We start from the raw sequence: 13,301 nt of genomic DNA, 5'->3' as shown, positions 1-13,301 counted from the left end.
GGGCGGGAGTCCTGACCGCGCCGAGGGAGGTGGACGTACACCCGGACGGCTCCCTGAGGGTCGTACCGGCGCCGGAGCTCGAACTGCTGCGCGCGGCCGCCCCGTTCGTCACCGCACCGGGTCGACGCACCCCGCTCCCGCCGTCCTACGACCTGACCGTCACCGCGTCCGACCGCACCACCGTGAGCCTCCTGCGGTCGGCCTCGGGCGCGCGGCTGACGGTCGTACTGGACCCGGACGAGGGCACGGTCACGCTCGACCGCGCCGACTGGCCCCGCACCGGCCCCGAAGGTTCGGCACCGATCGTGGTGCGCGCACCGGCCGACAAGGTACGCATCCTCGTCGACGGCTCGCTCCTCGAACTGTTCATCGGCGACCGGGCCACGATCACCGAGCGGATCTACCGACGCCCGGACGACACGGCCGAACTCGCCGTCTCCGGCGGCTCCGAGATCACGGTCACCGGCTGGGAGGTGGTCGCGCCCACAGACGGCTGACCACCGGGCACACGTGCACGTGGCGCGAAAGTCGCCACCCCGGCACCCTCACGGTCCCGGAGCCGGTCCCACCGAAGCGCGGGTGATCACCGGGCAGGCCAGGCGCCGGACCGTGGCCGGTGGTGTGCGGCCCGTGTCGATGGCGTCCAGGAGGAGCCTCGCGGCTGCTTCGCCCATGGCGCGGTGGGGCAGGGCGACGCTGGTGAGGGGTGGGGTGAGGAACTCGGCCATGTGTTCCTGATCGTCGTAGCCGACCACCGAGAGGTCGTCGGGGACGGTGATGCCGAGCCGGGTAGCGGCGTGCAGGACGCCGGCCGCGACGCGGTCGTTGTAGCAGAAGAGGCCGGTGGGGCGCCGGTCGGCGGGGGTGCCGTCGAGGACGCGCATGGCGCCCTCGTAGCCGCCGGCGATCTCGCCGCCGGTGCGGACCACCCACTCCTTGGGGACGGTGATGCCCTCGGCGCGCAGCGCGTCCCGGAAGCCGCGCAGGCGGTCGACGGAGGCGAGGTCGTCCTGGCCGCCCACCATGGCGACCCTGTGGTGCCCCTTGTCCAGCAGCAGCCGGGCCGCCGTACGGCCGCCCGCGCGTTCGGCGGGGATGACGGCGGGCAGGGAGTCGTCCTCGGGCAGGCAGTTGGCGAGGACGGAGTGGGTGCGGTGCAGGCCCTCGGGGACGCGGACGCGGCGCAGGGACATGGCGGCGTAGATGATGCCGTCGACGCGTCGGTCGAGGAGTTCGGCGACGGCGGCGTCCTCCTTGGCCGGGTCGCCGCCGGAGTCGATGGTCAGGACGAGGTGGTCGCTGCCCCAGGCGGTCTCCATGGCACCGCGCAGCAGCCGGCCGGCGAACGGCGAGGAGGCGATCTCGTCGGTGACCAGGCCGATCACGGCCGTACGGCGGCGGCGCAGGCCGCGGGCGACGGGGTCGGGCCGGTAGCCGAGCTGGGCGGCGGCCTGGCGGATGCGTTCCTGGGTGGCGGGTGAGAGGTTGCCCTCGGCGCGGCCGTTGAAGACGAAGGAGACCGCGGTGTGGGACACCCCGGCGAGCCGGGCGACGTCGCGTGACGTGGGCCGTCCCGTTCCCGTCGGCTGCTTCTCGTCGGTGCCGCCCATGCCGTCCGCTGCCCTCATCCCCACCCGTCCGGTTGATCGATCCTCACCCTATCCGTGACGCTGGGTGTACGGCACAGTCGAGGGAAGGTCCGACAGTGATCAGCATCCCGCTGCACACGCTCAACGACGGTACGACGATCCCCGCGATCGGCCTGGGCACCTGGCCGATGGACGACACGCAGGCCGAGCAGGCGGTCGTCGACGCCCTGGAGCTGGGCTACCGGCTCGTCGACACGGCGACGAACTACCGCAACGAGACCGGCGTCGGCCGCGGCATCGCCCGCAGTGGCGTGCCGCGCGAGGAGGTGGTCGTGACGACCAAGCTCCCCGGCCGGCACCACGGCTACGAAGAGACCCTCGCCTCCTTCGAGGAGTCCCGCGCCCGGCTCGGCCTGGACCATGTGGACCTGTACCTCATCCACTGGCCGCTCCCCCGCGTCGACAAGTACGTGGACTCCTGGAAGGCCATGGTCAAGCTGCGTGAGGACGGTCTCGTCCGCTCGGTCGGCGTCTCCAACTTCACGGCCGAGCACATCGAGCGGCTGGGCAAGGAGACCGGGGTCCTGCCGTCCGTCAACCAGATCGAGCTGCACCCCTACTTCCCTCAGGCTCAGCTGCGCGCCTTCCACGCCGACACGGGCATCCTCACCGAGAGCTGGAGCCCGCTGGGCCGGGGCACGGACCTGCTGGACGACCCGGTGGTCGGCTCGGTCGCCGAGGCGCACGGGGTGACGCCGGGGCAGGTCGTGCTGCGCTGGCACGTCCAGCTGGGCGCCGTCCCGATCCCGAAGTCGAGCGATCCGGGTCGGCAGCGCGCCAACCTCGACGTCTTCGGTTTCGAACTGACCGCCGCCCAGATGACGGCCGTCGCGGACCGCGCCCACCGGCGCGTCGGCGGCGACCCCGAGGTGCACGAGGAGTTCTGATCCGTGCGTCGCGGGCGCCGCCGCCGGGTACTCGGGGCGCTCGGGAAGGAGACGCTCGTGGGTGAGAAGGACCGGTTGCGGGACTACCGGGGAAAGCGTGACTTCGGGCGGACCCGGGAGCCGGAGGGCCGTGGGTCCGCCTCGGGCGACCGGCCGCGGTTCGTGGTGCAGATCCATGACGCCAGCACGCTGCACTTCGACTTCCGGCTCCAGGTGGACGACGTGCTGAAGTCCTGGTCGGTGCCGAAGGGCCCCTCCGACGACCCGCAGGACAAGCGGCTGGCCATGCCCACCGAGGATCATCCTCTGGAGTACGAGGAGTTCGAGGGTGTGATCCCGAAGGGCGAGTACGGCGGCGGCACGGTGATCGTCTGGGACAACGGGACGTACGAGCCGCTCAGTCACGACCGCAAGGGGCGGCCCGTCGACTTCGGGGAGTCGATCGAGCGCGGTCATGCCACGTTCCGGCTGAGCGGGTCGAAGCTGCACGGCGAGTACGCCCTCACCCGCATCCGCGGCGGGCAGGACGGCGACCGGGAGGCGTGGCTGCTGGTGAAGTCCCGCGAGGGCCGGGCCCGCGGCCACGGCACACCCGATCCGCACCGGGCGCGGTCGGTACGGTCCGGTCGCACGCTGGCCCAGGTCGCGGCGGACGGCGACGAAAGGTGAGGTTGCCTGAGCGTCTTGCGGATCTTCGGGTTCCGCCCCCAACTGGGCTTGTCTGCCTCTATGTTCGCGGCGGAACCCATGTCCCCCAGGAGGCTCCCCGTATGCGCACCGCACTCCGTGCCGTCCTCACCGGCGCCGTCGCCACCGCCACCGTCCTCGTCGGCGGTCCCGCCCAGGCGACGCCGCCCGGTCCGGGTGTCACCGGCCGGACCATCAGCCTGACCACCGTCGGCGACACCGACTACGTTCTGCGCGAGGTGACGGTGCCGCCCGGTCAGGCCACCGGCTGGCACTACCACGACGGTCCCGTGTACGGATACGTCAAGGAGGGCACGCTCAGCCACTACCACTCCGACTGCGCCCTCGACGGGGTCTATCCGCGGGGCACCGTGGTGCGCGAGCCGGGCGGGCCGAGCGATGTCCACCTGGGCCGGAACCTGGGCGACACCACGCTGGTCCTGGAGGTGCTCTACATACTCCCGCACGGCGCGCCGTTCTCCGAGGACGTGCCCAACCCGGGCTGCGCCTTCGAGTGATCACACCGGTGGCAGCGACTGTTCCGCCCAGATCGTCTTGCCGCTGCCGGTCTGCCGGCTGCCCCAGCGCTGGGTGAGCTGGGCGACGAGCAGCAGTCCGCGGCCGCCCTCGTCGTAGGCGTGGGCCCGGCGCAGATGCGGCGAGGTGGAACTGCCGTCGGAGACCTCGCAGATGAGGGTGCGGTCGCGGATCAGGCGGAGCTGGATGGGCGGGGCGCCGTAGCGGATGGCGTTGGTGACGAGTTCGCTGACGACGAGTTCGGTGACGAAGGACGCCTCGTCCAGCCCCCATGCGGTCAGTTGGTCGGTGGCGGCCTGCCGGGTGGCCGCCACGTGCTCGGGGTCCGGCAGGACGTCCCAGGTGGCGATGCGGTCCGCGCCCAGGGCCCGGGTGCGGGCCAGCAGCAGGGCCACGTCGTCGCTGGGGTCCTCCGGCAGCACGGCCTTGAGCACGGTGTCGCAGAGGGCGTCGAGGGACTCGGCGGGCGCGGTCAGCGCGCGGCACAGTTCGGCGGTGGCGTGGTCGATGTCGCGGTCGCGGTCCTCGATGAGACCGTCGGTGTACAGGGCGACCAGCGAACCCTCGGGCAGTTCCACCTCCATCGCCTCGAACGGCAGCCCGCCGACGCCGAGCGGTGGTCCCGCGTTCATCTCGATGACCTGTGTGGTGCCGTCGGGCAGGACCAGGGCCGGTGGTGGATGGCCGGCGGCGGCGAGGCCGAGGCGGCGGGTGACGGGGTCGTAGACGGAGTAGAGGCAGGTGGCGCCGAGTTCGGCGACCTCGTCGGTGTCGTCGCCCGCGAGGTGGGTGACCAGGTCGTCGAGGTGGGTGAGGAGTTCGTCGGGCGGCAGGTCCACGTCGGCGAGGGTGCGTACGGCCGTGCACAGGCGGCCCATGGTGGCCGACGACGGGATGCCGTGTCCGACGACGTCACCGACGACGAGGGCGACCCGGCCGCCGGAGAGCGGTATCACGTCGAACCAGTCGCCGCCGATGCCGGCCTGCGATCCGGACGGCCGATAGCGGTGGGCCACCTCGACGGCCGCCTGACCGGACAGGCCCCGGGGCAGCAGGTTGTGCTGGAGGGCGAGAGCGGTGGTGCGCTCGCGGGCGAAGCGGCGGGCGTTGTCGATGCAGACGGCGGCCCGGCTGGCGAGTTCCTCGGCGAAGACGGCGTCGTCCTCGCCGTAGTCGTCCGACTGTCTGATGCGCACGGCCACGGCGACCCCGAGCGTGGTGCCCCGGGCGCGCAGCGGCACCGCCATCATCGAGTGGGCGCCCACGCGGTGCGGTCGGCCCTCCGGGGCGCGGGCGTTGCGTTCGGCGACCCATCGCATGAAAGCCGGTTCGCCCGCCTGGCTCTGCATCACCCGGCCTTCCATGATCGCCCGCGCCGGCGGTGAGAACGGCGGGTAGTAGTCCACCTCGCCCAGGTGTACGGCGGCTTCCGGGGTGCCTTCGGTGCCGGATCCGTGGGCGACGCGGCGCAGGGCGATGTCGGTGCCGGCCAGGGCCGGCGGCTCGTCCGCGCCGAGGACCCAGTCGAACAGGTCGACGCTGGCGAAGTCGGCGAACCGGGGCACGACGATGCCGATGAGTTCCTCGGCGGTGCGCACCACGTCCAGGGTGGTGCCGATGGCGGCGGCCGCCTCGTTCAGCAGGGCCAGCCGCTGCCGTGCCCAGTACTGGTCGGAGCTGTCGAACGCCGCGAGGGCGGTGCCGAGGACCTCGCCGGAGGCGCCCCGGACCGGCCACATCTCGATGCTCCAGGCGTGCTCCCGGTTGAGGGCGGGGGCTCCGGTGAAGCTCTCGTAGCGGCTCGGTCGGCCCGTCTCGGCGACGTGGCGCAGATGCCAGTGGAAGCCGCGGCTGTGCTCGGCGTCCTCCACGGTCTCCGGGAAGTGCCGGCCGATCAGGACGTCCTCGGGCACGCCCATCACCTGGCAGGCGGCGTCGTTGAGCCGCAGGTAGCGCTGGTCGGTGTCGAAGACGGACATCGACATGGAGGCCTGCTGGAAGGCCTGCTCGCCCAGGTCGGGTTCCTGGTCTCCGGCTGGTTCGCCGGTGAGCAGATAGCCGTCGGGTTCGCCGTCCGCGGCCAGCACGAGGTGCGCCCGCACGACCAGGAGCACAGGCGAGCCGTCGCGGTGGCGCAGGGTGACGGTGCCGGTCAGCGTGGTGAGGTCGGCGGGTGAGGGTTCCGCGGCGAGCAGGTCCCGCGCGGGCCGTCCCACGACCTCCTCGGCCGTGCGGCCGGTCACCCGCCGGGCACCCTCGCTCCACCCCTTGACCACTCCCTGGGCGTCGAGGATCGCCACGGCGGAGACGCGCTCCATGTCGTCCAGCATGGATCCTCCGCCGCACCGCATCAACCGCGACGGCACGACGGTTACACCTGCCGGACCCCTACCGCTCGGGCGGCCGGGGCCGGGGCGCTCACTTGCGCAGTGCGGCCAAGGCCCGGTCGGCGTGGGTGTTCATCCGCAGTTCGCTGCGGACGACCTCCAGGACCGTGCGGTCCTGCCCTATGACGAAGGTGACCCGTTTGGTGGGGGCCAGCGAGAAGCCGCGTGCCACGCCGAACTGCTCCCGGACCGTGCCGTCGGTGTCGGAGAGCAGGGTCATGCCCAGCGTGTGGCGGTCGGCGAACTCCTGCTGGCGTTCGACCGTGTCCGCGCTGATGCCGACGGGCCGTGCCCCGACGGCGGCGAACTCGGCGGCGAGATCCCTGAAGTGGCAGGCCTCGGCGGTGCAGCCGGGGGTGAGGGCGGCGGGGTAGAAGAAAAGGACCACCGGCCCCTCGGCAAGCAGCTCGGTGAGGCTGCGGGTGGTGCCGGTCTCGTCCGGCAGGGCGAAGTCCTCGACCTTGTCGCCGGTCTTCAGCTGTGCGCTCATGCCCGGCCCTCCGCGTTCTTCGCGACGCCCCGGGCCCACAGCACCAGGGGGATCTGGAGCGGCAGCCGGCCGAACGCGGCGGCCTTCTGCGGGGTCGGGCGGTGCCGCCAGTCGACGGCCATCTTCACGTTGGCGGGGAACACACCGACGAAGAAGGCCGCGGTGGCCAGCGCGGCGGCCTTGCGGGTGCGCGGTGCCGCCAGTCCCGCCGCCAGCGCGAGTTCGGCGACGCCACTGGCGTACGTCCAGGTCCGGGGCGTTCCGGGCAGGGAGCGCGGCACGGTCGCGTCGAACTGGCGGGGGACGGCGAAGTGCGCTGCGCCCGCGGTGGCCAGCAGGCCGGCGAGCAGTAGGGGTGAGCGTTGGGACCGGGGCACGGATCCTCCTTGGATGGCCTGGCGCCGGATGCTACCGGAGGGTAGGCGAGGGCCTGCCACCCGCCCCTGATCTGTTCATCGGCCGTGCGACGAGCGGTGGTTGTGGGTTCCCGGCGTGTACCCGAAGGAGCGGCGGAAGACGTCGATGAAGGCGCTGGCGGAGGACCAGCCGCAGCGGTGGGCGACGGTGGTGACGGGTGTGTCCTCGGCGAGCAGCCGCAGGGCGTGGTAGAGGCGTGACTGGGTGCGCCACTGCGGGAAGGTCATGCCGAACTCGCGGCGGAAGAGCCTGCTGAGGGTGCGCTCGCCGGCGCCGGTCGCGGCGCCGAGCGCGGCGAGGGTGCGCGTGTCGGCGGGGTCGGCGTGGACGAGCGCGCAGACCTCGGCCAGCCGGGGATCCTTCGGGGTGGGCAGGCGCAGCGGCTGCTGGGGCGATGCGCGCAGCTGGTCGCGGAGCACGGCGAGCAGTCGGCGGCGTTCGGGGCTGTCGTCGGCCGGGTCGCGGGTGTAGGCGAGGATCAGCTCGCGCAGGAGCGGGCTGACGGCGAGGACCGTGGGGGCGTGCAGACCGGGCGGGTTGTCGTCGGCGGGCAGGCCGACCAGGTGCAGGTCGAGGTGGCCGTGGGCGCGATGCGCGTGCACGGTGCCGGCGGGGACCCAGATGGCGCGGTTGCCGGGGGCGAACCAGGTTCCGGCGTCGGTGGTGACGGCGAGGACTCCGGAGCCGGCGTAGACGATCTGGTGGTCGTCGTGCCGGTGCGCGTCGATGCGTTCACCGGCGGCCAGCACCTGGGCGCGGGTCGGCGCGGTCGGGTCGTGGCGGATGTTCGACACAACAAGGCAGATTATCGAAAGCGGGCCAGGTGCGGGCGCCGCGACGATCGCAGGGTGTCCATCAAACGCAGACCCGACCGGTCCATCACCCTGCTGTCCCTGGGGCACGCCTGTGTCGACGTGTACCAGGGCGCGGTCGCGGCCCTCGTCCCCTTCTTCGTCGCCGAGCGCGCGTACAGCCACGCCGCCGCATCAGGTGTCGTCCTCGCCGCGTCCTTGCTGTCGTCGGTGGTGCAGCCGCTGTTCGGCGCGCTGACCGACCGGTGGGCGATGCCCTGGCTGCTGCCGTTGAGCGCGCTGACGGGCGGTGCGGGGGTCGCGGCGAGCGGGGTCGTGGATTCCTACGCGCTCACGCTGACGGTGGTCGCCGTCTCGGGGATCGGGGTCGCCGCCTACCACCCGGAGGCCGCGCGCGCGGCCCGCGCCGCCGCACACGGCAGTCATACGGCGATGGGCTGGTTCTCCCTCGGCGGCAACGTCGGTTTCGCGCTGGCCCCACTGCTGGTGACGGCGGTGGTCGCCACCGGTGGCCTAGGGGCCTCTCCCTTGCTGATGGTGCCCGCGGTCGTGGGGGCGGCCCTGTGCGCCGCGGCGGTCCGTTCGGCTGCCGGCGGCGGCGCGCCCGTCGGTCAGGGCGAAGGTGATGGCTCCGACGACTGGGGGTCGTTCCTGCGGCTGTCGGGGGCCGTCGTGTGCCGGTCGATCGTGTTCGTCGGCCTGAGCGCCTTCGTCTCGCTGTACGTCCGTGAGCGCACCGGGGGCGGGAACGTGTCCGGTACGGCCGCGCTGTGTGTGCTCTACGTCGGCGGCGCGGTGGGCACGGCGGCCGGGGGCCGGCTGGCCGACCGGTACGGGCGGCTCACGGTCGTACGCCACGCCTATGTGCTGACGGGGCTCGCGGTGGCCGGAGTGGTGCTCGTTCCGGGGCCGTCGGTGTATCTGTTCGTCGCCCTGACATCGGCCGGCCTGTATGTGCCGTTCTCGCTGCACATCACCCTCGGCCAGGACTATCTGCCCCGGCGGGTGGGCACGGCGAGCGGGGTGACGCTGGGGCTGACCGTGAGTGTGGGCGGTCTCGCCACCCCGGTCGTCGGGGCGCTGGCCGACGCCACCTCGCTGCGAACAGCGCTGGTCCCGCTGATCGCCCTGCCCGTGCTGGGGCGGCTGCTGCTGTGCGGGCTGCGGGAGCCGGCGCCGCCCGGGCGGGGTTCCGCGGCGGCCGGCGCGTCCGGCCGGCGTCCTCGCGCGGCGTCGGCGTGATCGCTCCCGCTCCGGTCAGGCGGTCGCGGCCGGTGCGGTCGTCTGCGGTTCGGGCTCCTCGTCGACGGCGTGGGCGAGGAAGTCGTCGACCATGCGGTGGAACAGGGTGGCCAGCTGCCGCAGCTCCTCGGGGGTCCAGTCGGCCAGGGCGAGCTGCATGCCGCGTGCCCCGGCGTCGCGGACCCGGGCGATGGCCTCGCGGCCGGCTTCGGTGAGCTCGATGCGCTGGGCGCGGCGGTCCTTCGGGTCGGGGACGCGGGTGACGTAGCCGGACTTCTGGAGCTGCTGCACCGTGCGCGTGACGTGCGAGGCCTCCACACCGAGCCGGCCCGCGAGCTCCCCGGGGCGCAGCGACTCCGAGTCGGCGACCTGCCGCAGCAGTGCCACGGCGGCCCGGTCCAGCGGGACCCCGGCCAGGGCCATGAGCCGCTCGTGCTGGCGGGCGCGGGTGCTCAGGTAGGTGATCCGGGTGAGCGCGCGCTCGATCTCGATCACTTCCGGGGACGCGGGAGTGCCGGGGAGTTCGGGGAGCGGAGGTGTGGACATGGGGGCGACTTTACCATCTCATTGCGTAACTCAACTAATTGGCACCTTGGGCATCGGCGCTTCGGCCACGCCGTCGATGTCAGGAACCGATGTCGGGCCGACCCAGCCAGTAGCCGAAGCCCCGGCGGGTGTGGATCAGTGCCGGGGCGCCCCCTTCCTCACGGTCCACCTTGCGGCGCAGCCGGGACACGAGTTGCTCGATCGCGTTGTCACCGCGGTGGTCGCCCCAGACGTCGCGGCCGATCTGCTCCTTGGACAGCACTCGGTGCGCGTTGACCAGGAGGTGGCGCAGCAGCCGGTACTCCGCGGGCGTGAGGTCGAGCGGCCGGGTCCCGCGTCGCGCCCGGCACACCGTGTCGTCCAGCACGAGATCGCCGTAGTGCAGGGGATTTCCTCGGGGCGGGCCTGTGCGGGTGCCGCGCAGCAGCACCTGGATCCTGGCGAGGACCTCGGCCACCCGGAACGGCTTGGTGACGTAGTCCCGCTCCCCCGGGCCGAGGTCGGACCCGAGTCGGTGCAGCGAGTCGCATCCGCTGAGGAGCAGGACGGGTGGGCGGTACGGGAGGGTGGACCTGCGCTCCCTGCTGAAGTGCGCCCCGTCCGGGACGTCGGTGTCGAAGACGACCAGGTCGAAGCGCCGCCGCCCGAGCCGTGTCAGGGCCTCGACGCCGGTGCCGCTGAGGCTGATCCGGTAGCCGGCCAACTCCAGGGTGGTGCTGAGCAGTTCGCTGTCCCCCGGATCGTCGGCGACGACCAGGACCCGCTGTCCGTCGCCGCGTGGCGGTTCGGGTTTCTCCAGGGGGTTCGAGAGGTTCGCGTTCATGGCGACGCCCTTCGTGTGGGGCCGTGTGGGCTGTGGGGTCGGGGTCGTACGGAGCTGTGAGGTCGTAGGGGGCCGCGGGAGTCGTGTGCGGGGCCGTGGGCGATGCGCTGCTGACGGATACGGAGACAGGGCGTCAGTGAGGTTGGGCGTCAGGCGGTGGGGCGGGAGTCGACCGGCGCCTCGGCGTGGGTGACGAAGTCGTCGACCAGGCGGTGGAAGAGCTCGGCCAGCCGTCGGAGGTCGTCGTCCGACCAGTCGGCCAGGGCCATGCGCATGCCGACGCGGCTCGCCGCACGGAAGCGGTCCACGGCCGCCCGGCCGGCGTCGGTGAGTTCGATGCGCCGGGCCCGCCGGTCGTGCGGGTCGGCGGCCCGGACCACATAACCGGCCCGCTCCAACTGCTGGACCTGGCGCGTGACATGGGACGCCTCCACCGCGAGCAGCCCCGCCAGCACACCGGGCCGCATCGGTTCGGACTCGGCGAGGCGGCGCAGGATCGCCACGGCGGCCCGGTCGAGGGTCAGACCGGCCATGGCCATCAGGGACTCGTGCTGTCTCGACCGGCCCGCCAGGTAGCTGACGCGGGTCAGGCACTTCTCGATCTCCGCGATGTCCGGTGGGACGGGGGACTCCGTCGCGGGGGTCATGGATGCCGTGGATGCCGGAGCTGTAGCTGGTGCTGCGGATGACTGTGGGGGCATGGCTCCACCGTACCGCAAATGCTTGCTTGACTTAAGTAATCCGATTGTGCTTGCCTAAGTCAAGTAATGAAGTTCCTTTACGGAGGCCCCCATGTCCCACGCACTTGCCCGCCCCACCGACTCCGGGAGGAGGCCGGCCGCGTCGAACGCGATCGTCGCGGTGCTGGCCCTCGCGGGGATCGTCGTGTCGCTGATGCAGACGTTGGTCATCCCGATCGTCCCGGAGCTGCCGAGACTCCTCGACGCGTCGGCGTCCGACACCGCCTGGGCGGTGACGGCGACGCTGCTCGCCGCCGCCGTGGCCACGCCGGTGGTCGGGCGGCTCGGGGACATGGTCGGCAAGCGACGGATGCTGTTGACGAGCATCGCGCTGCTGGTGGCGGGGTCGGTGGTGTGTGCGCTGGCCGACTCGCTGGTGCCGATGATCGTCGGACGGACCCTTCAGGGCCTGGCGGCCGCGGTCGTACCGCTCGGGATCAGCATCCTGCGGGACGAACTGCCCGCCGACCGTCTCGCCGGCTCCACCGCCCTGATGAGTGCCTCGCTCGGCGTCGGCGGCGCGCTCGGGCTGCCCGCGGCCGCGTTCATCGCGGACAACTGGGACTGGCACATCCTGTTCTGGACCTCCGCCGTCCTCGGTGTGCTCTCCTTCCTGCTGGTCCTGGTCGTCGTACCGGTGTCGAAGGCGCGGAGCGGCGGCCGGTTCGACGTGCTCGGCTCCGTCGGTCTGTCGGCCGGGCTGGTCTCGCTGCTGCTGGCCGTCTCGAAGGGCGCCGACTGGGGTTGGACCAGCGGTACGACCCTCGGCCTGGGCGCGGCCGCTGTCCTGATCCTGCCGGCCTGGGGCTGGTGGGAGCTGACGGCGAGGCAGCCGCTGGTCGATCTGCGTACGACCGCCCGGCCGCAGGTGCTGTTCACCAACCTGGCCTCGGTCGCGCTCGGCTTCTCGATGTTCGCGATGTCGCTCGTGCTGCCGCAGCTGCTCCAGCTCCCCGAGCAGACCGGCTACGGTCTCGGCCGGTCGATGCTCACCGTCGGTCTGGTGCTGGCCCCGCAGGGGCTGGTGATGATGGCCATGTCCGCCGTGTCCGCGGCCGTCACCAGGGCCAGGGGCCCCAAGGTCACCCTGATGATCGGCGCGGTGATCGTGGCCGCCGGGTACGCGCTGAACATCGTGCTGATGAGCGAGGTCTGGCATCTGATCCTGGTGTCCTGCGTCATCGGCGCCGGCGTCGGCTTCACCTACGGCGCGCTGCCCGCGCTGATCATGGGCGCCGTCGACCCGTCCCAGACGGGCGCCGCCAACAGCCTCAACACCCTGATGCGCTCCCTCGGCACGTCCTTCGCCAGCGCCATCGCGGGCGTCATCCTGGCCCAGATGACCACCGACTTCGGCGGCTACGCCCTTCCCTCGGAGAACGGCTTCAAGATCGTCATGGCCATCGGCGCCGGAGCGGCCCTACTGGCCTTCGCACTCGCCACGCTCATCCCGAAGCAGCGGCCCTCGATCACCCACAGGACTGCTGCCGAGGAGGAGTCCGGACGGGCGGTGGTCAAGGCCGGGTAGGGGAGAGTCGGCCCCGATCCGCTTCGGGCGCGCGGGCGGGTCCATGGGTTGCCGGCGGCGCACGGCCAGCGGCCGGCCCGGCGGGGCGGCGGCCCGGGTGGCGAGCAGCCGACCGCAGGCGGCGGTGGACCAGCGAGGGGCGGGCAGCGGCCGAAGGCAGGCAGCAGACGGCGGACGGCCATCGATGGTCGGCCGCCGCGGGCAGCTGATGGCGCGCGGCGGGCGGCCAGCGGCCAGCAGGCGGCTCCGCCGAGCGGAAGTGCGAGGTGCCGGGGAGTGGCGAGCAGCCAGCGGCGAACGGCCCGCAGCCAGCTGATGACGAGCAGCCGACGGCGGGCGGCAAACGGCGCGCGGCAGTCGGCCAGCGGCCAGCAGGCGGCTCCGCCGAGCGGAAGTGCGAGGTGCCGGGGTGAGTGGCGAGCAGCCAGCGGCGAACGGCCCGCAGCCAGCTGATGACGAGCAGCCGACGGCGGGCGGCCAACGGCGCGCGGCAGTCGGCCAGCGGGCCGCAGGCGGCTCCGCCGAGCGGAAGTGCGAGGTGCCGGGGTGAGTGGCG

General features: G+C 72.8%; 14 protein-coding genes. 6 read left to right on the top strand and 8 right to left on the bottom strand.

Translation table 11 applies throughout. From position 1 onward, the window contains the following. The coding region (locus L0P92_RS34620; RefSeq protein WP_234767013.1) for a GH32 C-terminal domain-containing protein at positions 1–497 on the top strand (497 nt) is incomplete at its 5' end. 48 nt (positions 498–545) lie between these two features. On the opposite strand, the gene L0P92_RS34615 is transcribed toward L0P92_RS34620, so the two are convergent. Beyond that, the gene (locus L0P92_RS34615) at positions 546–1,610 is read right to left on the bottom strand and encodes a LacI family DNA-binding transcriptional regulator (protein ID WP_234767016.1); all 1,065 of its coding nucleotides are present in this window, start codon (positions 1,608–1,610) and stop codon (positions 546–548) included. A gap of 95 nt (positions 1,611–1,705) precedes the next feature. Here L0P92_RS34615 and L0P92_RS34610 point away from each other — a divergent pair, with 95 nt between their 5' ends. The 3 genes from L0P92_RS34610 to L0P92_RS34600 all read left to right on the top strand — a co-directional run bounded on the left by L0P92_RS34610 (position 1,706) and on the right by L0P92_RS34600 (position 3,741). Next, on the top strand, positions 1,706–2,536 hold the full coding sequence (locus tag L0P92_RS34610; protein ID WP_234767012.1) for an aldo/keto reductase: 831 nt from the start codon (positions 1,706–1,708) through the stop codon (positions 2,534–2,536). Positions 2,537–2,593: 57 nt separating this feature from the next. Next, the gene (locus L0P92_RS34605; protein ID WP_234767011.1) at positions 2,594–3,205 is read left to right on the top strand and encodes a DNA polymerase ligase N-terminal domain-containing protein; all 612 of its coding nucleotides are present in this window, start codon (positions 2,594–2,596) and stop codon (positions 3,203–3,205) included. Between the two features lie 101 nt (positions 3,206–3,306). Beyond that, positions 3,307–3,741, top strand: a complete 435-nt coding sequence (locus L0P92_RS34600) for a cupin domain-containing protein (protein WP_234767010.1) — start codon at positions 3,307–3,309, stop codon at positions 3,739–3,741. On the opposite strand, the gene L0P92_RS34595 is transcribed toward L0P92_RS34600, so the two are convergent. The 4 genes from L0P92_RS34595 to L0P92_RS34580 form a co-directional block, all read right to left on the bottom strand. Further along, the gene (locus L0P92_RS34595; RefSeq protein ID WP_234767015.1) at positions 3,742–6,078 is read right to left on the bottom strand and encodes an ATP-binding SpoIIE family protein phosphatase; all 2,337 of its coding nucleotides are present in this window, start codon (positions 6,076–6,078) and stop codon (positions 3,742–3,744) included. A gap of 100 nt (positions 6,079–6,178) precedes the next feature. Continuing rightward, positions 6,179–6,637: a peroxiredoxin gene (locus L0P92_RS34590; protein ID WP_273634137.1), complete on the bottom strand. Its 459-nt coding sequence runs from the start codon at positions 6,635–6,637 to the stop codon at positions 6,179–6,181. Then, complete coding sequence (locus L0P92_RS34585) at positions 6,634–7,014, bottom strand: DoxX family protein (RefSeq protein ID WP_234767009.1); 381 nt, start codon at positions 7,012–7,014, stop codon at positions 6,634–6,636. The genes L0P92_RS34590 and L0P92_RS34585 overlap by 4 nt, the downstream gene beginning before the upstream one ends. Before the next feature lie 75 nt (positions 7,015–7,089). Next, a complete protein-coding gene (locus L0P92_RS34580; RefSeq protein ID WP_234767008.1) occupies positions 7,090–7,848 on the bottom strand; it encodes an AraC family transcriptional regulator in 759 nt (252 codons plus the stop codon). A 54-nt stretch (positions 7,849–7,902) separates the two neighbouring features. Here L0P92_RS34580 and L0P92_RS34575 point away from each other — a divergent pair, with 54 nt between their 5' ends. Then, a complete protein-coding gene (locus tag L0P92_RS34575; protein WP_234767007.1) occupies positions 7,903–9,108 on the top strand; it encodes an MFS transporter in 1,206 nt (401 codons plus the stop codon). A 15-nt stretch (positions 9,109–9,123) separates the two neighbouring features. Here the strand turns inward: L0P92_RS34575 and L0P92_RS34570 are convergent, their stop codons facing one another. The 3 genes from L0P92_RS34570 to L0P92_RS34560 all read right to left on the bottom strand — a co-directional run bounded on the left by L0P92_RS34570 (position 9,124) and on the right by L0P92_RS34560 (position 11,124). Continuing rightward, positions 9,124–9,654, bottom strand: coding sequence for a MarR family winged helix-turn-helix transcriptional regulator (locus L0P92_RS34570; protein ID WP_234767006.1), 531 nt, complete (start codon positions 9,652–9,654; stop codon positions 9,124–9,126). Positions 9,655–9,733: 79 nt separating this feature from the next. Further along, positions 9,734–10,477, bottom strand: coding sequence for a response regulator transcription factor (locus L0P92_RS34565; RefSeq protein ID WP_234767005.1), 744 nt, complete (start codon positions 10,475–10,477; stop codon positions 9,734–9,736). Between the two features lie 149 nt (positions 10,478–10,626). After that, positions 10,627–11,124: a MarR family winged helix-turn-helix transcriptional regulator gene (locus L0P92_RS34560; protein ID WP_234767004.1), complete on the bottom strand. Its 498-nt coding sequence runs from the start codon at positions 11,122–11,124 to the stop codon at positions 10,627–10,629. A 145-nt stretch (positions 11,125–11,269) separates the two neighbouring features. Here L0P92_RS34560 and L0P92_RS34555 point away from each other — a divergent pair, with 145 nt between their 5' ends. Beyond that, positions 11,270–12,745: an MFS transporter gene (locus tag L0P92_RS34555; RefSeq protein WP_234767003.1), complete on the top strand. Its 1,476-nt coding sequence runs from the start codon at positions 11,270–11,272 to the stop codon at positions 12,743–12,745. The last annotated feature ends 556 nt before the right edge of the window (positions 12,746–13,301 follow it).

The sequence above is a fragment of the Streptomyces muensis genome, assembly GCF_021474425.1.
GTDB lineage: Bacteria > Actinomycetota > Actinomycetes > Streptomycetales > Streptomycetaceae > Streptomyces > Streptomyces muensis.
Note: the sequence above shows the minus strand (reverse complement) of the source record. Positions and strands in the feature narration are given on the sequence as shown.

What these genes read in the sequence shown, in the direction of transcription:
- L0P92_RS34615 (WP_234767016.1), bottom strand. Translation starts at nt 1,610, where the DNA reads ATGGGCGGCACCGACGAGAAGCAGCCGACGGGAACGGGACGGCCCACG.
- L0P92_RS34600 (WP_234767010.1), top strand. Translation starts at nt 3,307, where the DNA reads ATGCGCACCGCACTCCGTGCCGTCCTCACCGGCGCCGTCGCCACCGCC.
- L0P92_RS34595 (WP_234767015.1), bottom strand. Translation starts at nt 6,078, where the DNA reads ATGGAGCGCGTCTCCGCCGTGGCGATCCTCGACGCCCAGGGAGTGGTC.
- L0P92_RS34590 (WP_273634137.1), bottom strand. Translation starts at nt 6,637, where the DNA reads ATGAGCGCACAGCTGAAGACCGGCGACAAGGTCGAGGACTTCGCCCTG.
- L0P92_RS34570 (WP_234767006.1), bottom strand. Translation starts at nt 9,654, where the DNA reads ATGTCCACACCTCCGCTCCCCGAACTCCCCGGCACTCCCGCGTCCCCG.
- L0P92_RS34565 (WP_234767005.1), bottom strand. Translation starts at nt 10,477, where the DNA reads ATGAACGCGAACCTCTCGAACCCCCTGGAGAAACCCGAACCGCCACGC.
- L0P92_RS34560 (WP_234767004.1), bottom strand. Translation starts at nt 11,124, where the DNA reads ATGACCCCCGCGACGGAGTCCCCCGTCCCACCGGACATCGCGGAGATC.
- L0P92_RS34555 (WP_234767003.1), top strand. Translation starts at nt 11,270, where the DNA reads ATGTCCCACGCACTTGCCCGCCCCACCGACTCCGGGAGGAGGCCGGCC.